The organism is Azonexus sp. IMCC34839, from assembly GCF_047047955.1.
In the GTDB taxonomy this organism is placed as follows: Bacteria; Pseudomonadota; Gammaproteobacteria; order Burkholderiales; family Rhodocyclaceae; genus Azonexus.
Genome location: NZ_CP150631.1, coordinates 515,967 through 540,238, shown reverse-complemented (window position 1 = coordinate 540,238; position 24,272 = coordinate 515,967). Strand labels below are relative to the sequence as shown.

General features: G+C 62.3%; 22 protein-coding genes and 2 tRNA genes. 10 read left to right on the top strand and 14 right to left on the bottom strand.

Annotation, left to right across the window (positions count from 1 at the left end):
- Window positions 1–31 precede the first annotated feature (31 nt).
- Entirely contained in the window at window positions 32–2,464 is a 2,433-nt protein-coding gene (parC, locus tag WIF35_RS02760) for a DNA topoisomerase IV subunit A (protein WP_412480042.1), read from the top strand.
- A 70-nt stretch (window positions 2,465–2,534) separates the two neighbouring features.
- Here parC and WIF35_RS02755 read toward each other — a convergent pair whose 3' ends face one another.
- The 6 genes from WIF35_RS02755 to fliL all read right to left on the bottom strand — a co-directional run bounded on the left by WIF35_RS02755 (window position 2,535) and on the right by fliL (window position 9,226).
- On the bottom strand, window positions 2,535–3,665 hold the full coding sequence (locus WIF35_RS02755; RefSeq protein WP_412480041.1) for an AI-2E family transporter: 1,131 nt from the start codon (window positions 3,663–3,665) through the stop codon (window positions 2,535–2,537).
- On the bottom strand, window positions 3,662–4,135 hold the full coding sequence (locus WIF35_RS02750; protein WP_412480040.1) for a cyclic nucleotide-binding domain-containing protein: 474 nt from the start codon (window positions 4,133–4,135) through the stop codon (window positions 3,662–3,664). The genes WIF35_RS02755 and WIF35_RS02750 overlap by 4 nt, the downstream gene beginning before the upstream one ends.
- Window positions 4,136–4,271: 136 nt before the next feature.
- Window positions 4,272–7,109, bottom strand: coding sequence for an EAL domain-containing protein (locus WIF35_RS02745; RefSeq protein ID WP_412480039.1), 2,838 nt, complete (start codon window positions 7,107–7,109; stop codon window positions 4,272–4,274).
- A 237-nt stretch (window positions 7,110–7,346) separates the two neighbouring features.
- Entirely contained in the window at window positions 7,347–7,901 is a 555-nt protein-coding gene (locus WIF35_RS02740; protein ID WP_412480038.1) for a phasin family protein, read from the bottom strand.
- Window positions 7,902–8,038: 137 nt separating this feature from the next.
- Window positions 8,039–8,827, bottom strand: coding sequence for an NAD-dependent deacylase (locus WIF35_RS02735; protein WP_412480037.1), 789 nt, complete (start codon window positions 8,825–8,827; stop codon window positions 8,039–8,041).
- A gap of 6 nt (window positions 8,828–8,833) precedes the next feature.
- Complete coding sequence (gene fliL / locus WIF35_RS02730; protein WP_412480036.1) at window positions 8,834–9,226, bottom strand: flagellar basal body-associated protein FliL; 393 nt, start codon at window positions 9,224–9,226, stop codon at window positions 8,834–8,836.
- A gap of 371 nt (window positions 9,227–9,597) precedes the next feature.
- On the opposite strand from fliL, the gene minC reads away from it, so the two are divergent.
- The 5 genes from minC (at window position 9,598) to WIF35_RS02705 (ending at window position 14,971) form a co-directional block, all read left to right on the top strand.
- The gene (minC, locus tag WIF35_RS02725; RefSeq protein WP_412480035.1) at window positions 9,598–10,389 is read left to right on the top strand and encodes a septum site-determining protein MinC; all 792 of its coding nucleotides are present in this window, start codon (window positions 9,598–9,600) and stop codon (window positions 10,387–10,389) included.
- Between the two features lie 37 nt (window positions 10,390–10,426).
- Window positions 10,427–11,242: a septum site-determining protein MinD gene (minD, locus tag WIF35_RS02720; protein WP_412480034.1), complete on the top strand. Its 816-nt coding sequence runs from the start codon at window positions 10,427–10,429 to the stop codon at window positions 11,240–11,242.
- Between the two features lies 1 nt (window position 11,243).
- On the top strand, window positions 11,244–11,501 hold the full coding sequence (gene minE, locus WIF35_RS02715; RefSeq protein WP_412480033.1) for a cell division topological specificity factor MinE: 258 nt from the start codon (window positions 11,244–11,246) through the stop codon (window positions 11,499–11,501).
- A gap of 770 nt (window positions 11,502–12,271) precedes the next feature.
- Window positions 12,272–13,360, top strand: a complete 1,089-nt coding sequence (locus WIF35_RS02710; RefSeq protein WP_412480032.1) for an HlyD family secretion protein — start codon at window positions 12,272–12,274, stop codon at window positions 13,358–13,360.
- A 15-nt stretch (window positions 13,361–13,375) separates the two neighbouring features.
- Window positions 13,376–14,971: a DHA2 family efflux MFS transporter permease subunit gene (locus WIF35_RS02705; protein ID WP_412480031.1), complete on the top strand. Its 1,596-nt coding sequence runs from the start codon at window positions 13,376–13,378 to the stop codon at window positions 14,969–14,971.
- A gap of 597 nt (window positions 14,972–15,568) precedes the next feature.
- Here WIF35_RS02705 and WIF35_RS02700 read toward each other — a convergent pair.
- A tRNA-Arg gene (locus WIF35_RS02700) sits at window positions 15,569–15,645 on the bottom strand.
- Window positions 15,646–15,692: 47 nt separating this feature from the next.
- A tRNA-Arg gene (locus tag WIF35_RS02695) sits at window positions 15,693–15,769 on the bottom strand.
- Window positions 15,770–15,839: 70 nt separating this feature from the next.
- Between WIF35_RS02695 and WIF35_RS02690 the strand changes: the two genes are divergently transcribed.
- Window positions 15,840–16,109 (top strand): biotin/lipoyl-containing protein, encoded by a 270-nt coding sequence (locus WIF35_RS02690; RefSeq protein ID WP_412480030.1) that lies wholly within the window; start codon window positions 15,840–15,842, stop codon window positions 16,107–16,109.
- On the opposite strand, the gene WIF35_RS02685 is transcribed toward WIF35_RS02690, so the two are convergent.
- The 4 genes from WIF35_RS02685 to WIF35_RS02670 form a co-directional block, all read right to left on the bottom strand.
- The gene (locus WIF35_RS02685; RefSeq protein ID WP_412480029.1) at window positions 16,106–16,456 is read right to left on the bottom strand and encodes a BON domain-containing protein; all 351 of its coding nucleotides are present in this window, start codon (window positions 16,454–16,456) and stop codon (window positions 16,106–16,108) included. The genes WIF35_RS02690 and WIF35_RS02685 overlap by 4 nt on opposite strands.
- 137 nt (window positions 16,457–16,593) lie before the next feature.
- The gene (locus WIF35_RS02680) at window positions 16,594–17,961 is read right to left on the bottom strand and encodes a sigma 54-interacting transcriptional regulator (protein WP_412480028.1); all 1,368 of its coding nucleotides are present in this window, start codon (window positions 17,959–17,961) and stop codon (window positions 16,594–16,596) included.
- The gene (locus WIF35_RS02675) at window positions 17,958–18,467 is read right to left on the bottom strand and encodes a permease (protein WP_412480027.1); all 510 of its coding nucleotides are present in this window, start codon (window positions 18,465–18,467) and stop codon (window positions 17,958–17,960) included. Before WIF35_RS02675 ends, WIF35_RS02680 begins: the two co-directional genes overlap by 4 nt.
- Entirely contained in the window at window positions 18,457–19,860 is a 1,404-nt protein-coding gene (locus WIF35_RS02670; protein WP_412480026.1) for an ATP-binding protein, read from the bottom strand. Before WIF35_RS02670 ends, WIF35_RS02675 begins: the two co-directional genes overlap by 11 nt.
- A 336-nt stretch (window positions 19,861–20,196) precedes the next feature.
- Here WIF35_RS02670 and WIF35_RS02665 point away from each other — a divergent pair, with 336 nt between their 5' ends.
- From WIF35_RS02665 to ettA, 3 genes are all read left to right on the top strand, one after another.
- The gene (locus tag WIF35_RS02665) at window positions 20,197–20,769 is read left to right on the top strand and encodes a bactofilin family protein (RefSeq protein WP_412480025.1); all 573 of its coding nucleotides are present in this window, start codon (window positions 20,197–20,199) and stop codon (window positions 20,767–20,769) included.
- Window positions 20,770–20,886: 117 nt separating this feature from the next.
- The gene (locus WIF35_RS02660) at window positions 20,887–21,492 is read left to right on the top strand and encodes an RcnB family protein (RefSeq protein ID WP_412480024.1); all 606 of its coding nucleotides are present in this window, start codon (window positions 20,887–20,889) and stop codon (window positions 21,490–21,492) included.
- A gap of 114 nt (window positions 21,493–21,606) precedes the next feature.
- Window positions 21,607–23,271, top strand: a complete 1,665-nt coding sequence (gene ettA, locus WIF35_RS02655; protein WP_412480023.1) for an energy-dependent translational throttle protein EttA — start codon at window positions 21,607–21,609, stop codon at window positions 23,269–23,271.
- Window positions 23,272–23,395: 124 nt separating this feature from the next.
- On the opposite strand, the gene WIF35_RS02650 is transcribed toward ettA, so the two are convergent.
- Window positions 23,396–23,725 carry a hypothetical protein gene (locus WIF35_RS02650; RefSeq protein WP_412480022.1) on the bottom strand — a complete coding sequence of 110 codons (330 nt, stop codon included), beginning with the start codon at window positions 23,723–23,725 and terminating at the stop codon, window positions 23,396–23,398.
- A 205-nt stretch (window positions 23,726–23,930) separates the two neighbouring features.
- Complete coding sequence (locus WIF35_RS02645; RefSeq protein WP_412480021.1) at window positions 23,931–24,209, bottom strand: hypothetical protein; 279 nt, start codon at window positions 24,207–24,209, stop codon at window positions 23,931–23,933.
- Between the last annotated feature and the right edge of the window lie 63 nt (window positions 24,210–24,272).

Here is a 24,272-nt window from a genome sequence, read left to right as displayed (position 1 = left end):
CATCGCGCCTGCCCGAATTTTTGCACCGATCATGAGCGACCAACCCGATCTTTTCGCCGCCCCGAATTCTGCCGAAACCGCTGCCGAGCCAACCGCCGAAACAGCGCCTGCCGTAGCGCCCGCCGAAGCCGACACTGCCGTCCTCGACGAAATACCTGCCGAGCAAACGCTAGAAGCCCTTGATGCCGCCGAGGCCGGCGAACCGCCGGAACTACCGCCAGCTGCCACCGGCCCGGCCGAGGATATTCCGCCGCCGGCCGACTACGCCGCCCGCCGCTATCTCGAATACGCCATGAGCGTGGTCACCGGCCGCGCGCTGCCGTCCAATGCCGACGGCCAGAAGCCGGTGCAGCGCCGCATCCTCTACGCCATGCACCGCATGGGCCTGTATCGCAGCCCGAAGCACGTGAAATCGGCGCGCGTGGTCGGCGATGTGATCGGCAAATACCACCCGCACGGCGACTCCTCGGTGTACGACGCCATGGTGCGCATGGCGCAGGACTGGAGCCTGCGCTACCCGGTGGTCGATGGCCAGGGCAACTTCGGCTCGCGCGACGGCGACAACGCCGCCGCCATGCGCTACACGGAAACCCGCCTGACTCCCATCGCCGAACTGCTGCTCGCTGAACTCGACGAAGGCACGGTCGACTGGAAGCCCAACTACGACGGCGTTAACGATGAACCCTGCCTGCTGCCGGCGCGCCTGCCCTTCTGCCTCTTGAACGGCGCTTCCGGCATCGCGGTCGGCATGGCCACCGAAATCCCGTCGCACAACCTGCGCGAAGTGGCGAGTGCTGCGGTGCACCTCGTCCGCGACCCAAATTTCAGCGAAGACGAATTGCTCAAGCTGGTGCCCGGCCCGGATTACCCCGGCGGCGCGCAGATCATCTCGTCGCCCGAGGAAATCGCCGCCACCTACAAGACCGGTCGCGGCAGCCTGCGCGTGCGCGCCAAGTGGAAGATCGAGCCGTTGGCCCGCGGCCAGTGGCGCCTGGTCATCACCGAACTGCCGCCGGGCGTCTCGACCGCCACGGTGATGTCCGAAATCGAAGCCTGCTCCAACCCGATGGCCAAGGAAAAGGCCGGCAAGAAGGTGTTCACGCCGGAGCAACTCAACCTCAAGGCCGCCTTCCTCTCCGCCATTGGCGAAGGCGGCGTGCGCGACGAATCGGGCAAGGAACACGCCGTGCGCCTGGTCATCGAGCCGGCCAGTTCGCGCCAGGGCCAGGACGACCTGATCCGCCTGTTGCTCGCCCACACCAGCCTGGAAACCAACGCGCCGATCAACCTGACCATCCTCGGCCTGGCCGGTGCGCCGCGCCAGGGCACGCTCTACGACATGATCGCCGAGTGGTGCCGCTTCCGCCTGATCACCGTCGAGCGCCGCACGCGCCATCGCCTGAGCGCCGCCGAAAAGCGCATCCACATCCTCGAAGGTCGGCAGGCCATCCTGCTCGACATCGACAAGGTCATCAAGGTCATCCGCGAATCGGACGATCCCAAAGCCGACCTGATCGCCCACTTCAAGCTCTCCGACATTCAGGCCGAGGACATCCTCGAAATCCGCCTGCGCCAGTTGGCCCGTCTGGAGGGCCTCAAGATCGGCGAAGAACTCGCCAAGCTGCGCGAAGAAGCCGAAGGGCTGCGCACCCTGCTCGACTCGGAAGACGCCCTGCGCGCCTGCGTGGCCGAAGAAATCGAGGCCGACGCCAAGAAATACGGCGACGACCGCCGCACCCTGATCGAAGCCGCCGAGCGCGTGACCCTGTCCGACGCCAAGAACGTCTCGATCCCCGACGAACCGACCACGCTGATCGTCTCCAAGCACGGCTGGCTGCGTTCGCGTAGCGGCCACAACGTCGATCCGACCCAGCTCACTTTCCGCTCCGGCGACAGCCTGCTGGCCTGCATCCCCTGCCGCACGGTCGATCACCTGATCCTGCTCGACACCAAGGGCCGTGCTTACTCCATCCCCGCCGCCGACCTGCCCGGCGGCAAGGGCGACGGCGTGCCGGCCACCTCGCTGGTCGATTTCCAGGATGGCGGCAAGACCGTGCTCGCCTGCGCCGTCTCGGCCGAGAAGCTCTATCTGGTCGCCGGCGAAGGCGGCTACGGCTTCCGCGTCAAGGGCGAGGATTTCGTCTCGCGCGGCAAAGCCGGCAAGGCCTTCCTGACGCTCGACGACGGCGAATCCCCGGCCATCTTCCAGCCCGCCCCGACGGCCGGCGACATCGGAGTCTTCACCAAGGATGGACGCGCGCTGGTCTTCGCCATCGACGAAATCCGCCAGTTACCCAAGGGCCGAGGCTTGAAGCTGATCGATGCAGCACCGGGTAAATCGGCGCTCGAAGCCATCGAACCGGTCATCGAAGGTGCGGCCGGCAAACTGAAGGGCGAACGCCTGGAATTTTGCCGCGGCAACCGCGGCGGCAAGGGCAAGCCGGTCAAAGCGCCACGCAAATAAGCGACTGCTGCGGTGCACAGGCAAAACGGGGCAAAAATGCCCCGTTTTTATTTGCTAGCGTGACCGCGCCCTAGGGCAGTTGCAGATCCTGCGTGACCAGCCGCTGTTCCAGCGCACGCGCATATTGGTGACGGGCGCGCAGGCGACGGTCGGTCAGCAGCTGGCCGATGGTTTCGCCGAGCACCATGACCACGCCGAGCACCGGCAGCACCAGCATCAACCCCGGCACACCGGCCACGGCGCCGCCAATGAAGATCATCAGCACGCTGAGCAGGGGATGCATGTTGAGGCTCTTGCCGATGGTCATCGGCATGAAGATGAAATCGTCGAGCAGACGGACGACGATGAACAAACCGACCGCCGCATAGACGATGCTCGGGTCACCGGGAAAATCCGTGGCTGCAACCAGCACGACCAGCAGGCAACCGAGAATGGAGCCGACATACGGCACCCAGGCCAACACCGCGGTCAGCAAGCCCAGCGCCAGCGGTGCCGACACGCCGATCAGCCACAGGCCGAGCGCCAGGCAGCAGGTGTCGAGCAAGGTCAGCTGCATCAGGCCGACGAAATACAGGCGCGCCGTGCGTTCGACCTGGCTCATCAGATACAGGCAGCGTTCGAAATAGGCATTGGGCACGGCGCGGATCAGGAAGCGGCGGAAACGCCAGCCGTCGCGCAGCATGAAGAAGGCGATGAAAGGCGCCAGCAGCAGCGATGGTGACCAGCTGGCGATGCCCATGGCGATGGCCGGCAGGTATTTCTCGGCAAAGTGCGCCGTGAAGGTGCGGACCTCTTCGCTCATCGCCCGGCTCAAATGCGCCTTGGCAAAGAGCGAGAACTTCCCTTCGAGCTGGGTCAGCACGCTGCGCAGCAGTTGCAGGCCGCCGTCGAGATAGCGCACGGCCGACTCCTGCCAATTGACCGCTTTGCCGACCAGGCTGGGCAGGCCGAAGAGCAGAATCAGGCCCATCAGCAGGAAGGCAATGACACTGACCCAGGCCGCCGCCGTATCGTGCGAACGCCCGCGAAACACCAGGCGGGTCTTGAGCGGCAGCAGCGCGTAATAGATCAGCAGCGCCATGATGAACGGAATGACCAGCCAGAGAATGCGCTGAAAGACGAAGAGAACCAGGCAGGTGGCCGCGATATTGCCCACCCAGACGACCGGCCCCGGACGATAGTGGCTGGGCGATTGAATCATTGCTCGGCAGCCCGGCCTTGCTGGTCGAGCATCTGGCGCAGGCGACGCCCGACGTGGCGAGCCAGCTGCATGGCGATGTGCGAGGCGATCACCCCATGCGCCTGCATCAGCTGCTCGAAATCGTCGCGGAAGAGGACGGCGATTTCGCTGGGCTCCACGGCCCGCACCTGCGCCGTACGCTCGACGTCATCGAGCATGCCCAACTCGCCGAAGAAGGCCTTCTCGCCCAGTTCCGCCACCGGCTTGTCGTGATGACCGGGCAGCGAGATGGCGACCTTGCCGGTCAGCACGATATAGAGCGCCTGCCCCGGCTCGCCGGCATCGAAAACGATTTCGCCGGCAAGATAGCTGCGGTAATGCAGAAAGCCCTCGACCGTGCGCAAATCGCGGTCCGAAAGCTTGCCGAACAGGTCGCTACCGGCCAGACGATGCCGGTATCTGTTCCGAGGGCCACGCGCAAACCATTTCATCGATCGACACACTCCAATGCCATCAGTGCGGGGCATTGTAACAGCGCCCGGCAAGGTCAATCGGCCTCGGCATGCTCCGTTTTACTGAGGCCAATGCCGCCTTGGCAAAACGGAGGCAACAGTTCTGTTGTGTCGGTCAAGCTGCGACCGGATCGTTCAGCACGAAGGACTCGAAATTGGCCACTTCCAGCGGCTTCGAGAAAAGATAGCCCTGATAGGCATAGCACCGGCTGCTCATCAGGAATTCGCGCTGAGCCTCGGTTTCCACGCCTTCGGCGATCACCGACAGCCCCAGGCTCTTGCCCAGAGCAACCACCGTGCGGGCGATGGCCGCATCGTTCGGATTGGTCAGCACATCGCGCACGAAGGATTGGTCGATCTTCAATTGGTCGATCGGCAGCTGGCTGAGATAGGCCAGCGAGGAATAACCGGTGCCAAAATCGTCGAGCGAGAACTGCACGCCTGCCCGGCGCAAGCGCTCCATGCGTTCGATCAGGTGATCGACCTCCTGGGCCAGCATGCTTTCGGTCAATTCCAGCTTCAAACGCTCCGGGCGAGCGCCGGTCTTTTTCAGCACCGACAGCACCTGATCTTCGAAATCGCGCTGGCGGAACTGCTTGGCGCTGACGTTGACGGCAATCGACAGTGCCGACAGCCCCGGCTGCTTCGACCACGCCGCCAATTGCTTGCAGGCGGTTTTCAGCACCCACATGCCGATATCGAGAATCAGACCCGAGGCCTCGGCCACCGGGATGAACTCGCCGGGCGGGACCAGGCCACGTTCGGGATGATGCCAGCGCAACAAGGCTTCGGCACCGATGATATGGCCGTCTTCCAGGACTTGCGGCTGGTAGTGCAGCACGAACTGTCGATCATCGATCGCCCGGCGCAAATCGCGCTCGAGGTCGGCCTGAGCATGCACCTCAAGCTCCATGACCGGATCGAAGAATCGAACCTGATTACGCCCTGCCGCCTTGGCACGATACATCGCGAGATCGGCCTGGCGCATCAATTCATCGGTCGAGGTCTGCCGCCCATGGAACAGAGCGACACCGATGCTGGCCGAACATTGATGGTCCAGGCGGCCAACCTTGAAAGGCTGGGCGATGGCGCGCAGGATCTTTTCGGCAATGGCCTCGGTCGTCGCCGCCGCCACCTTGCGAATCTGGCCCAGATTGGACAAGACCACCACGAACTCGTCGCCGCCCAAGCGCGCCGCCGTATCCACCTCGCGAATGCATTGGCGCAAGCGGGCAGCCACCTCCTTCAGCAGCAGGTCGCCCATCTCGTGCCCCTTGGTGTCGTTCAGGGTCTTGAAATTGTCCAGGTCGATGAAGAGCAGCGCGCCGTAATTGCTGGTCCGCGCACACTGGGCCAAGGCCTGGGTCAGTCGATCCTGCAGCAGCGTCCGGTTCGGCAGATCGGTCAACTGGTCGTAGAAAGCCAGCGCATTGATACGCTCTTCGGCCAGCTTGCGCTCGGTAATGTCGAAATGCGTACCGACGAAATGGGTGATCTTTCCGGTCTCGTCCTTGACCGCCGAGATGGTCAGCCACTTGGGATAGATCTCGCCGTTCTTGCGCTTGTCCCAGACCTCGCCCTGCCAACCGCCCTGCTCGCGGATGCTGTCCCACATCTGCTTGTAAAAGCGATCGTCGTGCAAACCGGAGCGCAGGATGCGCGGCGTCTGTCCAACCACTTCCTCGGCCGAATAGCCGGTGCTTTCGGTAAAGGCGCGGTTAACGCGCAGGATGATCCCGTTGGCGTCGGTCACCACCATGCCTTCCTGCGACTCGAAGGCGGTCGCGGCGATCCGCAGATCGGCCTCGGCACCCTTGCGAGCGGTGACGTCGGTGAGGTAGGTCAGGATGCAGGATTCCTCCCCGAGGCGGATGATCTCGCTGGACAAGGCAACATCGCGCAATTCGCCGGACTTGTGCTTCCAGACCACCTCGTAGTCGACCAGCCGACCGGCATCGTAGATTGCCTGCAACCAGGCATCACGCGCCTCGGTGTCGGGCCAGAAGCCAACCTCCAGCGAGGTCTTGCCGACCAGGTCGGCCCTCGACCAGCCGAAATTGCGCTCATAGCTGGCATTGACCTCGATGAAGCGCCCATCGGAAATGCGGGAAATCGAAGCAGCGAGTGGACACGAATCGAAAGCCGTCGAGAATTTCTCTTCGGATTTCTGCAAATCCATCAGGGCCCGCTTGCGTTGGGTGATGTCCGTATATACCCAGATCGACGGCGAATTCAGCACGTCCTCCGGATTGAGCGTACGCCCGGTCTGCATGACCCAGAGGGAAGTGCCGTCCCGGCGCCTGACCTCGACTTCGAACGTTCCCCAGCCCTGCCGCGCCAATTGCGCATAGGCATCGCGACCGATGACTTCGAACTGCTCTTCCGATTGGAAAAGCGGCAGCGTCTGCATGCCCTCGAGCTCTTCCGGAGACGAATAGCCGAACATCTCGGCGATGCGCGCGTTGCACTTGATGATACGGCGGTTGCGCAACATGGCGATACCGACATGCGCATTGTCGAAAATGAAGCGCTGCTCTTCCAGCAGCTCGCGGAAACGCACCTCCCGCTCCGAACTCGCACTCAGATCGTGCCAGCAGCACAGCAGGCGCTGACCGGCGGCATCAAGCCGGAAAAGGTACAACTCGGTGCTGAACTCCTCGTCGGCTCCTCGCCGGCACAGCCATTCGAGGCGATGGAAGGCGTGCTGTTGAGTATCGCTGACGATCTCTCGCCATTTGTCGGCCGACACCCGGCCATCGGGTTGCGACTCCGCCCACAGGTCGGCCAGCGACGTAGCCAGCAAGGCTTGCCGGCTGGGCTGCTTGAATGTCAGACGCGCAGCCTCGTTACATTCAATCAGACGACCGTTCTCAACTATCCACGCCGGATCGGACGAGTGCGAAAAATTCGCTCCGAACCAATTCAGGAGACCAGAATTCGCTCCTTCAACCATGTCCGATGCTGTCCTCTTTGGCGACGCCAAACGTGAAAAAATGTTAACGAATATACACAATCAAACCAACAAATTGAAGCCTATCTACAAAATATACTAAGCACATATTACTTAATTTATATATAAGCCAAATACGATTGCCAGATTGTGATGCCAAGCTGCTGAATCGCAGCTAAAAGCGGACAAAAAAAACCGAGGCCGCAGCCTCGGTTTTCGGTATCGCGGGAAAGCGCCGGATTAGGCAGCCTTCTTGCCAGCCTTCGGAGCAGCAACCACGTTGGCGGCCTTCATGGTGGCGCTGGTGGCGGCGGCAACGGAAGCCTCGGCGACTTCGGCAGCCTGCTTGGCAGCCTTGTTCAGGCCTTCGTAGGCTTCGTTGGCGGTCTTGATCGCGGTCTTGACGGCAGCGACGGCAACTTCGGAACCGGCCGGAGCGGATTCCAGAGCCTTCTCGACGAGACCGGAAACCTTGGCGTGGGTTTCAGCAACCTTGGACTCGACTTCCTTGGCGATCTTGTCCTTGGTTTCGGTGGTGATGGCGATCACGTTGCGGGAGTATTCCATGCCCTTGTCCAGGGACGGCTTGGCCAGTTCTTGCTGCAGAGCAACAAACGACTGGATGTCCTTGGCGCCCAGCAGGGTGGTGATGTTGGACAGGGTCACTTCGAAGATCGAACGGGCAGCGGCCAGGTTCAACAGGGCCAGACGCTCGACGCCGTCGAAGGCGGTGTTGGCGAAAAACAGAGCGAAATCAACGCCGGTCTTGGCGAATTCTTCGGGCTTGGTGTACATGAGGTTTCTCCTGATGGGATTGGGGGGAATCATCGCGACACACTTTTTGTGCACCGCATCATGACTTCATTCTATCCACAGAAGGAGCAATGTCAACATTTTTTTGTGCAGCGCACAAATACAAATAAATCAAGGCTTCAGGGCTTGATCGACAGCCCGATCCGCTCAAGCAAGGCGCTCATCGCCGCCGCCGCACCGAGCGGCAAATGGTAGGCCACCACATCGCTGATCTTGGTCTGCGACGGGTTGATTTCGACGGTCGGGATGCCAACCCTGGCTGCCCACACCACCGGCTCCACGATGTAGGGAAAGACGCTCGAAGTACCGATCGAGAACACCAAGTCGTAGCCCTGCTCCAGTCCATCCAGAAAACGATCCATCCGTTCTTCCGGCAGCGCCTCGCCAAACAACACCACCTTCGGCCGCAATACCGCACCACAGGCCGGGCACAGCGGCGGAATCTCCCGCCCGGCCAGATCGACGATGCTTTCCTCGTGGCTGCATTCGGTGCATTCCAGATCGTGCAGGCTGCCGTGGATCTCGATCACGTCGCTGCTACCGGCCTGCCGGTGCAGGCCATCGACGTTCTGGGTAAACACGGTCACCCGCTCGATGATCTCTTCCAGGCGGGCGATGGCAAAATGGGCCGCATTGGGCTGTGCACCGCGGCAATTGGCCTCGATCTGCGCCAGATACTTCCAGGTAATGTCCGGGCGGATGGCGAAGACATCACCGGACAGCGCCTCTTCGATATGCAGCCCCTCCTCCGTCGCCTCGCCGTTGTACAAGCCGCCGACACCGCGATAGGTCGGCAGGCCGGAATCGGCCGAAATGCCCGCACCGGTGATGAACAATACGCTATTGGCCTGGGCCAGATGGGCGGCCACGTCGGCCAGGGACTGCTCCGTCTTCGCGTCGAAACCCATGTCCGATTACTGGATCAGGAATTTGGTGAACAACACTTCCTTGACACCGGTCTTCTCGTCTTCGTGAATGATGTGATTGACGATCTCGACGATTTCCTCGGCCAGTTCCTTCTTGCCCTGCAGGGTACGCAGCTTGTTCACATCCTTGTCGGCCAGCATCAGCAGGATTTCATGCTGAATCTTCGGCTTGTAACCGGCGATCAGGTGCTGCGCTTCCGGCACGGCCGGCTCGAGAATGATGCCGAACTGCAGGTACTGGTTCTTGCCGGCGTTGGTGGTGAATACCAACGGCTCCGGCGCGCCGCCGCCTCCACCGCTGGCGTTGGCCGACATCGGCAAGGCAACGGCGCAAGTCAGCATCAGGCAGGCAAGAATACGGCGAAGAAGCTTGAATCTCATGGGGAATCCTGTCTATCCGGCGGGCACCTCACCCAGCCATTTTTGATATTTTACGGGTTATACCGTTCAAAAGACAAAAATGTCACCCACCCTAACTAACAAAACCTCTACCTAAGGACTACATATAAAGCCTGTTTATCCACTAAACCTGTGGATAAGTTTGGGGACTGCCTCTGGGGCAGTTTCGTAAGCCACTGAGCGACAACAAGTTTTAACACCCTGCACAAAAAACAGGCAAACGCCGCAAAGCCTCATGCAGAGCGCAATTCCGCCGAAAAGGCAAGCTTGACAGCGCGAATTTTTCGCCCGTCACATCACCGACACCATGGTTATGGGATAATCCGCGTCCCCAACGCAACAACGCAGCACGCATGGCCAAGGATTCACCGATTCAATTCAAGGGCACGACCCTGAAGATCATACAAACCAAGCTCAGCACCACCGACCCTGCCAAGCTGCACCAAGCCCTCGCCGAACTCACCGGCAACAGCCCGGATTTCTTCGAAAACGAGCTTGCCGTGCTCGATTTCAGCGGCGTCGAAGGGCTGGCCGAGTCGGCCGACTGGGCAGGCATTGTCGATCTGCTGAAGCAATCCGGCTTGAAGCCGGTGGCCACGCACGGCCTGTCGCCAGCCCTGGCGGATGCAGCCGCTGCGGCCGGCCTGCCGGCCTTGAATGATCACGCCCTCGGCCGCCAGCGCAGCAAGGCCGCCGAGCCCGCAGCCGCCGAAGCGGCCCCTGTCCCGGCGCCCGTCGAAAACGCGCCACAGGCTGCCGAAGCCCCAGCTGCACCCGCTCCGACCGAACCGCCGCCGCGCACCGTCATCCTCGACAAGCCGCTGCGTTCCGGCCAGCGCTTCTACGCCAAGGGCAGCGACCTGATCGTCACCGCCATGGTCAGCGCCGGCGCCGAAGTGATCGCCGACGGCAACATTCATGTTTATGCCCCGCTGCGCGGCCGCTGCCTGGCCGGTGCCTCGGGCAACACCGAAGCGCGCATCTTCACGACCAGCCTGGAAGCCGAGCTGCTCTCCATCGCCGGTCTTTACCGCACATTCGAAAGCGGCGTGCCGGCCGAACTGCTACGCCAGCCTGCCACCATCAACCTGATCAAGAACAACGACGAGCTGCGGCTGAACATTTCGCCGCTGGCCCTGCGTTGATCCAACAACTCATTTTCAACCTTACAGAGACCAGACAATGACCCGAATCATCGTCGTGACTTCCGGCAAGGGTGGCGTCGGCAAGACCACCACCAGCGCCAGCTTCTCCTCCGGCCTCGCCCTGCGCGGCTTCAAGACCGCCGTCATCGACTTCGACGTCGGCCTGCGCAACCTCGACCTGATTATGGGCTGCGAACGCCGCGTCGTGTACGACCTGATCAACGTCATCAACGGCGAAGCCACCCTCACCCAGGCGCTGATCAAGGACAAGCACTGCGACAACCTCTACGTGCTGCCCGCCTCGCAAACCCGCGACAAGGATGCGCTGAACGAAGAAGGCGTCGAAAAGGTCATCAAGGAACTCGAACATCAGGGCTTCGACTACATCGTCTGCGACTCGCCGGCCGGTATCGAATCCGGCGCCGTCATGGCGCTCACCTTCGCCGACGAAGCGCTGGTCGTGACCAACCCGGAAGTCTCCTCGGTGCGCGACTCCGACCGCATCCTCGGCATCCTGCAAGCCAAGTCCCGCCGCGCCATCGAAGGCCGCGAGCCGGTCAAGGAACACCTGCTCATCACGCGCTACAACCCGAGCCGCGTCGAAGCCGGCGAAATGCTGTCCTACAAGGACATCCAGGAAATCCTGCGCGTGCCCATCATCGGCGTCATCCCGGAATCCGAGGAAGTGCTGCAAGCCTCCAACCAGGGCTCGCCGGTCATCCACCAGAAGGAAACCGACGCCGCCGAAGCCTACCAGGACGTCATCGCCCGCTTCCTCGGCGAAGACAAGCCGCTGCGCTTCGTCGACTACGTCAAGCCGGGCCTGCTGAAGCGCCTGTTCGGAGGCAAGTGAGATGTCCTGGCTGCAGAAACTCTTCGGCAACCAGCCGAAATCCGCCCAAGTGGCCAAGGAGCGGCTGCAACTCATCATCGCGCACGAGCGCGACGGTGGCAGCAGCCCGGCCAACTTCCTGCCTGACCTGCAACGCGAACTGATCGCGGTCATCTCCAAGTATGTGAAGGTGAATCCGGACGATATCCGGGTCTCGCTGGAGAAGCAGGATCGCTTCGAGGTGCTCGAAGTGAATATCGTGCTGCCTGAGAAGGGCTGATGGCACGCGCCGGGCGTGGCCGCAATGGCGCGTCCGGCTTTGATGAGCCTCCGCTGGCTCGTCCGATTCCTATCCACTCTGACGCAGCCTTCCGCCCTGACGGCGGGCGTACTTTCTTTTGCTTTGCCAAAAGAAAGTAGCCAAAGAAAAGGCAACCCCTAGGTCGGCGTTGGGCTCCGCCCAATCCCTTCCGCTACTCGGCCGGCCGGGCGGCTGGCTAAACTCGCCGCAATGCGGCTCAAACAACGCCAGCCGACTTCTCCCGGCCAACCTGCGTTGCTCAGCGCCTCTCAAGGGGACCCGAAAAACCTCGCAGCTTCACATTCTCTGAAAAAACGAGACTGCTGCGGTGCACTGGTCAAAAAGGCAAAAAACCAAACACCCGTCCTGTCAGTATCCATTCGGTTTTCAACCTCCCGTAGGAGGCGCCGAGCAACGCAGGAGTTCGCGGAAAAAGGGCGAGGACTGTCTGAGGCCCGAAGGGCCGAGTTCCGCAGCCCCCGCGAAGTCCGAGTAGCGCAGGGTACCCGCGTAGCGGGCGCCGACCCCGGGTCGCCTTTTCTTTGCTGACTTTCTTTTGGCGAAGCAAAAGAAAGTCAGGCGCCGGTCAGCGGCGAAAAACAGCGCTCAAACAAACCCTCACCACGTCACTCCGCACAAAACATCAACCCCCAGTTGACGCAACCGTAACCCCCAATTAAATTACTGACCTTCAAGTCATTAAATAAGACACGCCGTAAAGCGTGCCCCATCGAACAGAGAGACAAAGCATGTCCGACGAAGTCATCGTGGAAGCAGAAGAAACCCCGGCTGAGCAGGAGTCGAAGAAGAAGCGCTCGCGCATCATCCTGCTTGCCACCTTCGCCGCACTGTCCGGTTGGCTGGGCTACAAGTGGTGGTTCAGCCTCTCCCACGTGTCTACCGACAACGCCCAGGTGGCCGGGCATTTGATTCCCATCCTGCCCAAGGTCGGCGGCTTCGTGACGGCGGTGAAGGTCACCGACAACCAGGAGGTCAAGGCCGGCACCTTGTTGCTGACCATTGACGACCGCGATTACCGCACCCGCCTTGCCCAGGCCGAGGCCGAGTTGCAGATGGCACTCTCCGCCGCCGGCAAGGAAGGCGGTGGCGGTCAGGCTGCGGCGCAACTCGCCGCGTCACGAGCCAGCGCGGCCGCCGCCCGTTCCAACATCGATCAGGCCGTGGCCAATGCTGACAAGGCACAGAAGGACCTCGACCGCATCCGTTCGCTGGTCGACAAAAAAATGATGTCGCCGCAATCGCTCGATTCCGCCGAAGCCGCCGCCCGCGCCGCGCTGGCACAGGTGAAGGCGATGCGCGATTCCGCTGCTTCGGCCGGCGAGCAGGTCAGCGCTTCCGGCGCCGCGCTGCAAGGCGCCATGGCCAAGGTGGAAGCCGCCCGCGCCGTGCGCGATCTAGCCGCCATCCAGTTGGCCGATACGATGATCGTCGCGCCGGTGGCCGGCGTGGTCGGCAACAAGACCGTCGAGCCGGGCCAGTTGCTGCAGGTCGGCCAGTCGCTGATGAGCGTCGTGCCGCTCGACGACGTCTGGGTCGTCGCCAATCTCAAGGAAACCGACGTCGCCCGCGTCAAACCGGGCAACACGGTCGATATCGAAATCGACGCCTACCCTGGCGAGCATTTCACCGGGACGGTGGAATCCGTCGCGCCGGCCAGCGGCGCCCTCTTCTCCCTGCTGCCGCCGGACAACGCCACCGGCAACTTCACCAAGGTCGTGCAGCGCATTCCGGTCCGCATCAAGCTGAACAAGGCGAACGACGCCAGCCACTCGCTGCGCCCCGGCATGAGCGCCTTCGTCACCATCGCCACCAAATAAGACGGCGCCCCGCCCATGCGCCCGCTCCTGCCCTCGCTGCGCCGCTCGGCCACGCCCGAGGCGGCCTACGCCAACCGGATGATCATCGCGCTGACGGTGACGCTGGCCTCGATGCTCGAACTGCTCGACACCAGCATCATCAACGTCGCCATCCCGCACATGATGGGCACGCTGGGCGCGACGCTCGACGAAGTGGCCTGGGTCTCCACCGGCTACGTCGTCGCCAACGTCATCGTGCTGCCCATCTCGGGCTGGCTGGCCAATTACTTCGGGCGGCGCAACTACTTCGCCGGCTCCATCCTGCTCTTCATCGCCGCCTCGTTCTTCTGCGGCAACGCCACCAGCCTCGAAGCGCTCGTCTTCTGGCGCATCGTCCAGGGCATCGGCGGTGGCGGCCTGATCTCGACGGCACAGGCCACGCTCTACGAAGTCTTCCCGCCCAAGGAAGTCGGCACCTCGATGGCCATCTTCGGCCTCGGCATCATGGTCGGCCCCACGCTCGGCCCCACCGTCGGCGGCTACATCACCGACACCTTCTCCTGGCCGTGGATCTTCTACATCAACCTGCCGCTCGGCCTGATCGCCCTGCTCTTCGCGCTGATGTTCGTGCCCGACTCCAAATACGGCAGCAAGGCAGAAAAGGTCGATTACGTCGGCCTGCTGCTCCTCGCGGCCGGCATCGGCTGCCTGCAGACCATGCTCGAACGTGGCGAAAAGCTCGACTGGTTCGATTCGCGCGAAATCATCGCCTACGCCGTGGTCAGCGTCACTTCGCTGGTGCTTTTCGTTTGGCAGGAGTTGCGCCACGAACACCCAGTCGTTGAACTGCACATCCTGAAAGACACGCAACTCTCGGTCTCGCTCGTCTTCACCTTTCTGCTCGGCGCCTCGCTCTACAGCACCGTCTTCATCTTCCCGGTCTACCTGCAGACCGTGCTCGGCTACAACGCCTGGGAAACCGGCCTTGTCATCCTGCCCGGCGCGCTCGCCAGCGGCCTCACCATGGCCGTCATGGGCAAGCACGTCAGCAAGACCACCATCGACCTGCGCATCTACGTCGTGATCGGCGCCGCCATTTTCGGCTACGCCATGTGGCAGCACGGCCAATTCACCGTCTGGTCCGGCAACGACGACTTCCTGTGGCCGATGATCCTGCGCGGCGTCGGCCTCGGCATGATCTTCATCCCGCTCAACAACCTGGCACTCGGCAACCTGCCGCCGCACCAGATGGCCAACGGCAGCGGCCTCTACAACCTCACCCGCCAGCTCGGCGGCAGCGTCGGCATCGCCGCCTCGGCCACCACGCTCGTCAAGTTGCAGGAAATCAACCGCGGCGAACTGCTGCACCACGTCGACCGCTTCTCGGCCTTGGCCCACGAACGCCTCATCCACATCAAGGCCCTGCTCGCCCAGCACGGCGCCGCTGCCGTCGTCATCGAGAAGAAAGCCCTGCTCCTGCTCAACCAGCAAGTCGCCAAGCAAGCCATGATGCTCTCCTTCGAGCGTCTCTTCCTCTACTTCGGCGTCGCCATGCTCGCCGCCGTCCCCCTACTGCTACTCATGCAGCGCACCCACTTCAGCCGCAAGGCGGGGGACGATCTGGCGCACTGAGCGCTAGGTGCTTTCGCGAAATCTGGGCAAGAAAAAAGCCGATTTGAAAAATCGGCTTTTTGAGGTGTGCACCGCAGCTATTTCAAAAAACGTTCTAATCGTATTTACCTCGCCCGAGAGGATGAATCTGGGCACTAGATAGATATGATTAGCCTTTGTATGACGACAAAAATTAACGATAACGAAAACCCTTACCTTGCATGCATTGGGTTACAAGTCCGTTCTTTTCCTCGGCAGAAATTTTGTTTAGTCCAATTTCATATTGACACTTTGAGTAAGCAGTCTGCATATCATGCTGGCTTACCCCCTCTTTGCGCCAAGTTTTCTGAGGTGCAGCGCAACCCGTCAGTACGAGTAAAGAAACGAAGGTTGAAATTACGATTGATTTCATTTTGCGGAAAAGGTCAAAGATTAGTTCCCCCGTCTGAGTAACACGGCGGGCTATGGATACATGAAAACTAATAGTTTATTCCACCCGACTATTTGCATCAATGACAAAGCTATAATTCAAAGCAATTTACGCTTGCCGGCACAAAAACGCGCACAAACGAAAAAGGCACTTCCGATGGAAGTGCCTTAGTTCGTTGTGTTTTGTGCTGGCGCGCCCGGAGCGATTCGAACGCCCGACCCTCTGGTTCGTAGCCAGATACTCTATCCAACTGAGCTACGGGCGCGCTGCCAAAATCAAACCGGCTGTTGACCGACCTGAAAAAGTCACTGTTGGCGCGCCCGGAGCGATTCGAACGCCCGACCCTCTGGTTCGTAGCCAGATACTCTATCCAACTGAGCTACGGGCGCGCTGACAGAGCCGCGCATTATACGGACCTTATCGTAGAATGCAAGCGGTTTCTGCCGATTTCGACACTCCATGAAAGTCATCCCCGTTCGCATGCCCAAATACCCCGAGTGCTGGGAGAGCTGCGGCTCGTGCGCGAGCGGCGATGTGTTCATTCTTGAAGTGCTGGTGAATGTGGGCGACCAGCTGAATTTCGACGACACGATCCTGACGCTGGAAACCGGCAAGGTGGCGCTGGATATCCCCTCCCCGTACGCGGGGCGCGTGGCCAGCGTGCATGTGATCGCCGGCGACACGGTGGATGAAGGGGCCTTGCTGGTCACACTGGAGGCCGAGGCTTAGCTCTCTTCGCTCGGCGGGCCGAGTTCTAGGCCGTTGCGCACCTCGCGCACGCCGCGCACGCTGGCGGCAAGTTCCATGGCGCGGCGTAGCGCGTGTTCGTCGGGCACGCGGCCGACGATGGTGACGATGCCGGAGCGGCCGGTGACGCGGATGCGCGAACCGGCGAGGCCGATGTCGGTGCGCAACACAGTTTCGACTTTGTCGGTAACCAGATCGTCGAGCGCGAAGCCGGCGCCGGAGGTGGCGGCCAGGGTTTGCGGGTCGGCCCGGGTCAGGGCCGTCAGCCCCAGCCCGCAAAAGGTGGCAGCAGCAAATAGCGCAACGATGGAAAGCTGGCGTTGGATCATGTTTGTTCTCCTTCTAGGGTTGATCTCAACAGCCTTATTGCGAATGCCGTGCCAGCTCAATTTATCGCTTTGAATCAAACACTTGAAAAAGACGCCCGGCAGATTGGCCGGCCAGCCGTCGCCCACTGGCGACAGGCTCAGACCTCGGCCGCGCCTTCGCTGCTGCGGAACATGGCCGGGGCGAGGTCGTGCTTTTGCAGCAGGCGGTAGAACTCGGTGCGGTTGCGGTCGGCGATGCGCGCGGCGTCGGCGACGTTGCCGTCGGTGAGTTTGAGCAGTTGGACGAGGTAATTGCGCTCGAAGCGCTGCTTGGCTTCGGCGTAGGTCAGCGCCTCCATGCTCGGCGCGCGCAGGGCGCGCTGGACGAGCGAGAGCGGGATCAGCGGCGTCGAGGTCAGCGCGCAGCTTTGCTCGACCACGTTGTAGAGCTGGCGCACGTTGCCCGGCCAGGCGGCGGTGGCCAGCGCCTCCAGCGCATCGGGCGCGAAGCCGTTGATCGGCTTGCCGTACTTGGCGGCCACCTGCTGCACGAAATGGGCGGCGAGCAGCGGAATATCCTCGCGCCGCTCTTCAAGGCGCGGCAGGGTCAGTGACACGACGTCGAGCCGGTAATAGAGGTCTTCGCGGAACTGGCCGTCGGCCATGGCGGCTTCGAGGTCGCGGTGGGTGGCCGAGAGCAGGCGCACATCGACCGGCTCGCCGCGCGTCGCGCCGACCGGGCGCACGACGCGCTCCTGCAGCACGCGCAGCAGCTTGACCTGGAGCGCCAGCGGCATGTCGCCGATTTCATCAAGAAACAGCGTGCCGCCGTTGGCCGCCTGGAACAGGCCGCCGCGATTGCTGGCGGCGCCGGTGAAGGCGCCCTTCATATGGCCGAAGAGTTCGGATTCGAGCAGTTGCTCGGGGATCGCGCCGCAGTTGATGGCGATGAACGGCCCCTTGGCGCGCGGGCTGGCGCGGTGGATGGCACGGGCCAGCACCTCCTTGCCGGTGCCGCTCTCGCCGCGAATGAGCACGCTGGCCTCGGATTGCGCCACCATGCGCGCCTCGGCCATCAGCGTGGCCATGCGGCTGCTGCGGAAGACGATGCCGTCCATCCACGCTTCGCCCGCTCCGCCCTCGCTCGGCGCTTCGTCACGCGCCGAGACTTGCAGCGCCTGGTCGATCTTTTCGAGCAGGATCTGGCTGTCGAAAGGCTTGGTCAGGTAGCCGAACACGCCGCGCGAGGTGGCGTCCACCGCATCGGGAATGGTGCCGTGCGCGGTGAGCAGGATGACCGGCAGCGCCGGGCGGGTGGCGCGGATTTCCTCGAACAGCGCAAGGCCGTCGCGCCCCGGCAGGCGCACGTCGGACACCACCACACGCGGCGGATCGACCGCCAGTTGGGCCAGCGCCGCTTCGGCCGAGCCGGCGGTGCTGACGCGGTAGCCACGGGCGCGCAGGCGCATCCCGAGCAGGCGCAGGATATCTTCGTCGTCATCGACCACCAGAATGTGCGCGCTCATCGCTTGCCTCCGCTGCGCGGCCGCGTCGGCAGCGTGCGCTCGATGTCGGCCAGGCTGTCGAGTTTTTCCTGCAACTCGGCGGCCTTACGCTGGCTTTCTTTCACTTGCTGGCCCTGCTTGTCGAACTGCGCTTCGAGGCGCAGGCGCTCGCTGTAGTTGTCGAGCAGCAGGCGAGCCAGCGCGTGCAGCTGGGCAGCATCGTTGTTCTTCAACACGCCTTCGAGCAGGCCGACGGCGCGCGGCAGATCGCTCGCCCCGCGCGTTTGGCCCAGCAGCATGGCCAGTTTGAGCTGATTGGCCGACTGCTGCGGTGCACTGCTCAAATTGGCCTTTTCTCGGGCCAGCTCGGCCGGGGTCATTTTGCCCAGCGCGACGTGGTAGCCCAGCAAGGGCGCCCCCCCCCCCTCTTCCAGGCGCGGTAGATGCGGGCCGCCGGCGCAGCCGGCCAGGGTTGCGGCCAAAAGAAGCGCCGCGGCGACGCGGTGGCAGTTTTGCTCAAAGTTCATCCGGAATATCCACCTGAAAATGGGCGCCGCGTTCGGCCACCAGCAACTCGACCCGACCGCCCATAGCACGCACCAGTTCGCGCACGATGGAGAGGCCCACCCCGCTGCCCTGGCGCGGTGCCGGCGCGGCGCGGCGGCCCTGGACGAAGGGATCGAAGATGCGCTGGCGGTCTTCCTCAGCCACGCCGGGGCCTTGGTCGAGGCAGGCGAAACGCCAGCCGTGGTCGAGGCGTTCGGCGCGCAGCCGCACCTCGCCGCCCGGCGGGCTGAAATCGATGGCATTGGACAACAGGTTGTCGAGCACGACGCCAAGCTTTTCGGCATCGAGCGTGGCGCTTTGGCTAGGCGCTTCGACGACCACCTGCACCTGCCGGCCCTGGGCGTGCAGTTCGCGCCGCTGGGCGGCTTCAGCCAGCAGTCGGTCGACCGGCACGGCGGCAGGGTTCAATTGGCGGGCGGCGAAGGCGGCGGCGTTGAGCGAGAGCAGGCTTTCGATCTGGCGCTGCAAGGCGGCGACGTTGTGGCGCAGGATATCGACCACCTCGCGCTGGCTATCGACCAGCGGGCCGGGCACTTCTTCGCCGAGCAGGGCGACGCCCTCCTTCAAGGCGGTGAGCGGCGTCTTGAGTTCGTGCGAAACGTGGCGCAAGGCGCGCTCGCGGTCGGCTTCGAGTTCGCGCAGGCGCTCGCGCAGCCAGTCGAGTCGGCGGCCGAGGCGGCGCAAATCGTCCGGGCCGCCGACACGTACCGCTTCGTCGAACCGGCTGCCACCGAGCCGGGTAATGGCCTGCTCCAGCCGCTGCACCGGGCGTACCAGCCACCAGGCCATGACCAAGGCGACCACGAAGGCACCCAACAGCGCGGCGAGGATTTGCGTGCCAAGGCGCAGGCGGTTGTCTTCGAGCTGCTGCAACATGCGGCCGTTGCGCTCGTCGATCCAGCGCTGGCCGGCTTGCTTGAGCAGGCCGTTGAGTTCGGACAGGCGGGCCAGCAAGGGGGCGATTTCGTTCTGCGCTATGTGCTGATCCAATCCACCGCGCAGGGCTTCGGCCACCATGCGCCAGCCGCCGAGCAGCGAGGCCAAGGGTTGCTCCGGCATGGTATCGAGGCGGTCGATCACGGCCAACGACTGGTCGAGATGGGTATCGAAACGCTGGCGGAATTCCGGGTTGTCGAGCACCAGGTATTGTCGGGCGCTGCGCTCGATATCGACGGTGCGCTCGGCCAGCTCCTGCAGCGAGCCGGTGACTTGCAGCGCCAGTTCGCTATTGGCGTTGCTTTGCTGCACCAGCCGCTCGACGATGAACCAACTGCGCACGGCGACGCCGCCGAGCAGCACGACGATCAGTGCGAAGCCGGCAAGCATGGCGTGGCGGAAGGAGATGCGGTTCATGGAGGACAAGGGGTAAAACCGGAATTTTAGGGCGGAGTGGCTGATTGCTAGCGTCGAGGCGGGCTTTTCTCGCCATTCTCGGCGTGAAAATTACTTCTTCAAAATCAATGGATTGGATTCATTTCGCCAATTAACGACATCTTAACCCGGCGCCACGGCAGGTGATGCGGCCTGATGTAGAAAAACTTGTCGCCATTTGCCGACAGATGCTTCCTCCAGCCCCGAGCGCCAAGGGCGCTCTGTTTTACAAGCCATTGTTTTTACGCGACTTACGCTCACTGGCACACTTATCGCGATAAGGCTGGGGCAATTTGCGATATGACCTCAGGAGCCTACATGTTCAATAAAACCCCGCTGACCCAACGCAACGACCCGATCACCCGCAAGGACGTGAAGAGCGTGCTGACTTCGCCCAGTTCACCCGGCTCGGTCACCAGCCTGAACAACACAGCGACCAGTACGCCCCAGAATGCCCAACCGGCCGCCGAGCCGCCCAAACCGGAGACACCGGCCGCCGAAAGCCCGATGGGTGCGCGCCTGATCGTCGGGCCGGACGTGAAGTTGAAAGGTGCCGAGATACTCGATTGCGACACACTGGTCGTCGAAGGCTCGGTCGAGGCGACGATGGACAGCCGCGTCATCCGTATCGCCGACAACGGCGCCTTTACCGGCAAGGTCAGCATCGACATCGCCGAAATCCACGGCACCTTCGAAGGCGACCTGACGGCCCGCTCGCAACTGATCATCCACGCCACCGGCAAGGTCAACGGCAAGATCCGCTACGGCAAGCTGGTGATCGACGAAGGCGGCGAGCTGTGCGGCGACATCCAGGCGCTGTCGTCCGAGCGCGCCAATTCGGTCATCCGCCCGAGCAGCGGCATTCCCACGCTGGAAGCCGTCGCCGGCTGATCCCTCATCCCTTGCCTTACTGGCCTCTGGCAAGGTCTTTATGCGGGTGGCGTGAAATGCTTGGTCATCGGAAAGGAAACCTACTAGACTCAGCGAGTGACTTTTCCGCTGACCGCCATGAACCGCCGCCCGCATTCTTTTTTGCTGCTTCTCTCCGCCCTGCTCGCCACGCTTGCCCTGCCCGCCCAGGCGCAGCGCACTTATGGTTACGGTGACGATGACCGCCGCCCAGACGATCGGCGCTACGAGACCCGTGGCTACGAGCAGCGCGGCTACGACAACCGCGGCTATCAGGGCGGCTATTACCCGTCGCAGCGCGACGAAGTGCCGACCGCCCGCGATTTCGACCGGCGCAATTACGATTACCGCGGCCGCCGCATCGACCGGCCGGAACCGGAGCCAATGATCGTCTTCCAGTTCGGCGACGTGCATCGCCGCGAGATTCGCGACTACTACGGCCGCGAAATGGGCCGTGGAAACTGCCCACCGGGCTTTTACCGCCACGGCCGCGATTGCGTCCCGCCGGAGATGGACAGCCGCTGGGATCGCGGCCAGCCGATTCCGCGCGACCTGCGCTACTACTCGCTGCCGCGCCAGTTGCTCTCGCGCCTGCCGCCACCACCACCCGGCCATCGCTATGTGATGATCGGCACCGACGTGCTGCTCATTTCCAGCGCTACCGGCGTGGTCATCGACATCCTGCCGGGAATCGTCGGCTACTGAAGCCGGCAGGCAATCCTCTTTCGTATCCTTTTCCTTGCTAAAACTTGGGCAAGGCGGCGGCGCTTTTCTTAAAATACGCGCTGATTTTTTCCAAACTTCCCGAAAGTAGTTTTCATGGCCCAATACGTAATGTCCATGCTCCGCGTGAGCAAGGTTGTGCCGCCCAAGCGGCAGATCATCAAGGATATTTCCCTTTCCTTCTTCCCCGGCGCCAAGATCGGCCTGCTCGGCCTGAACGGCGCCGGTAAATCGACCGTGCTGAAGATCATGGCCGGCGTCGAGAAGGAATACGACGGCGAAGTGCAGTGGCAGCCGAACATTTCCATCGGCTACCTGCCGCAGGAACCGCAGCTTGACGCGGAAAAGACCGTCAAGGAAGAAGTCGAATCCGCCCTCGGCGAAGTGATGCAGGCGCAAGCCAAGCTGGACGAGGTGTACGCCGCCTACGCCGACCCGGAAGCCGACTTCGACAAGCTGGCCGAGGAACAGGCCCGCCTGGAGGCGATCATCGCCACCGCCGGCTCCGACACCGAGCACCAGATGGAAATCGCCGCCGACGCGCTGCGTCTGCCGCCCTGGGAGGCCAAGATCGGCAACCTGTCCGGTGGTGAAAAGCGCCGCGTCGCCCTGGCCAAGCTGCTGCTCTCCAAGCCCGACATGCTGCTGCTCGACGAACCGACCAACCACTTGGATGCCGAGTCCGTCGAATGGCTGGAACAATTCCTCGTCCGCTTCCCGGGCACCGTGGTTGCCGTCACCCACGACCGCTACTTCCTCGACAACGCCGCCGAGTGGATTCTGGAACTCGACCGTGGCGAGGGCATTCCCTGGAAGGGCAACTACTCCAGCTGGCTGGAGCAGAAGGAAGCCCGCCTGGAAACCGAAAACAAGCAGATCGACGCCCACATGAAGGCGATGAAGCAGGAACTGGAATGGGTGCGCTCCAATCCCAAGGCGCGCCAGGCCAAGTCCAAGGCCCGTCTGGCCCGCTTCGAGGAAATGTCGAGCCACGAATACCAGAAGCGCAACGAAACGCAGGAAATCTTCATTCCGGTCGGCGAGCGCCTGGGCGACCAGGTCATCGAATTCAACGGCGTCACCAAGTCGTTTGGCGACAAGCTGTTGATGGACAACGTCAGCTTCACCATCCCGCCCGGCGCCATCGTCGGCATCATCGGCCCGAACGGTGCCGGTAAATCGACCCTGTTCAAGATGATCACCGGCCAGCAACAACCGGACGCCGGTGAAGTGAAGATCGGCCAGACCGTGAAGATGGCCTACGTCGACCAGTCGCGCGACTGTCTGGACGGCAACAAGACGGTGTTCGAGGAACTGGCCCAGGGCAGCGACGTGCTGCAGATCGGCAAGTTCGAAATGCCCAGCCGCGCCTACATCGGCCGCTTCAACTTCAAGGGCGCCGATCAGGGCAAGCTGGTCGGCAACCTCTCCGGTGGTGAGCGCGGTCGCCTGCACCTGGCCAAGACGCTGATGGCCGGCGGCAACGTGCTGCTGCTCGACGAACCGTCGAACGACCTCGACGTCGAAACCCTGCGCGCCCTGGAAGACGCCCTGCTCGAATTCCCGGGTTGCGCGCTGGTCATCTCGCACGACCGCTGGTTCCTCGACCGCATCTGTACGCACATCCTGGCCGCCGAAGGCGAATCGCAATGGACCTTCTTCCCGGGTAACTACCAGGAATACGAAGAAGACAAGCGCAAGCGCCTGGGCGAGGAAGGTGCCAAGCCGAAGCGTATCCGCTACAAGCCGATCACCCGCTGATCGTCAGCCGCGGTTTTTGCCCGTTTTGGGCAGTGCACCGCAGCAGAAAACAAAAAGGCGCCTGCGGGCGCCTTTTTCATCGGTTTGGCGCAAGCAATAGCGCCGTACCGGCAATATGTTGTCGCTACCCGGAGGATTTGGGGCTGATCTTTTCGCCGACGGTATGCATAGCCTCACCGGTCGCTTCCGCCCCGCGCTTGATTCCACGCCCCGCAGCATTAACGCCAACCTCGATGCCATGCCCCGCGGCTTCGGCACCACGCCGTACCACCCGGGCCGTCGCTTCGGCGCCCCGCTTGATACCGCGCCCAGCCGCTTCAACGCCCTTCTCCACACCTGTGGCCGCAGCTTGCGCGCCTTCCTTGACCGCGCTACCGGCCTTGTCCAGCGTGCTTTCCTCGGCCTGCGCACTCAGGCCAAGGGCGAGGCAGAACGCAATAAAAATTCGCTTCATGGCGATCTCCTGAATCTGATGATGTTTTGAAAATACCAGGAAGGCGAGGTTCAATCCGTACCGGTCTGTAAGCCAGTGTATCCGTCGTTTTCAGGGTGGAAAACGGTCACCCTGAATGCAAAACGGGCGCCGCTTGGCGCCCGTTCCTTTTATGCGCCCCGCCAACGCGAGGTGCAAAAACTGTGTCTCTAAATTTTATATATTTTTAGTGCTTCAGACTGGCTGAGAAAACGGCCTTGGTCTTTTCGGAAAACTGGAACTCACTGAAAGCGCGCTCAATTGCGGCTTCGTTGTTGCCGTGCGACTGGTCTTCGAAGCTGATACCGATGGTCTTGCCATTGGCGGCCAGCGTCTGGAAGGCATAGCGCCAGCGTTGGGCTTCGGCCAGACGCTCACGCAGCTCGGCCTCGTTGGAAATGGTAATGCCTGCTTTCTTCAAGGAATCCAGAAATTGCTCGAAGGATTCGTTGCTAAGACTGCCCATTGATATCTCCGTTTGAAGTGCGGTGTTTGATCACCATGAGCCGAATAACGCAGCAATTTCGAT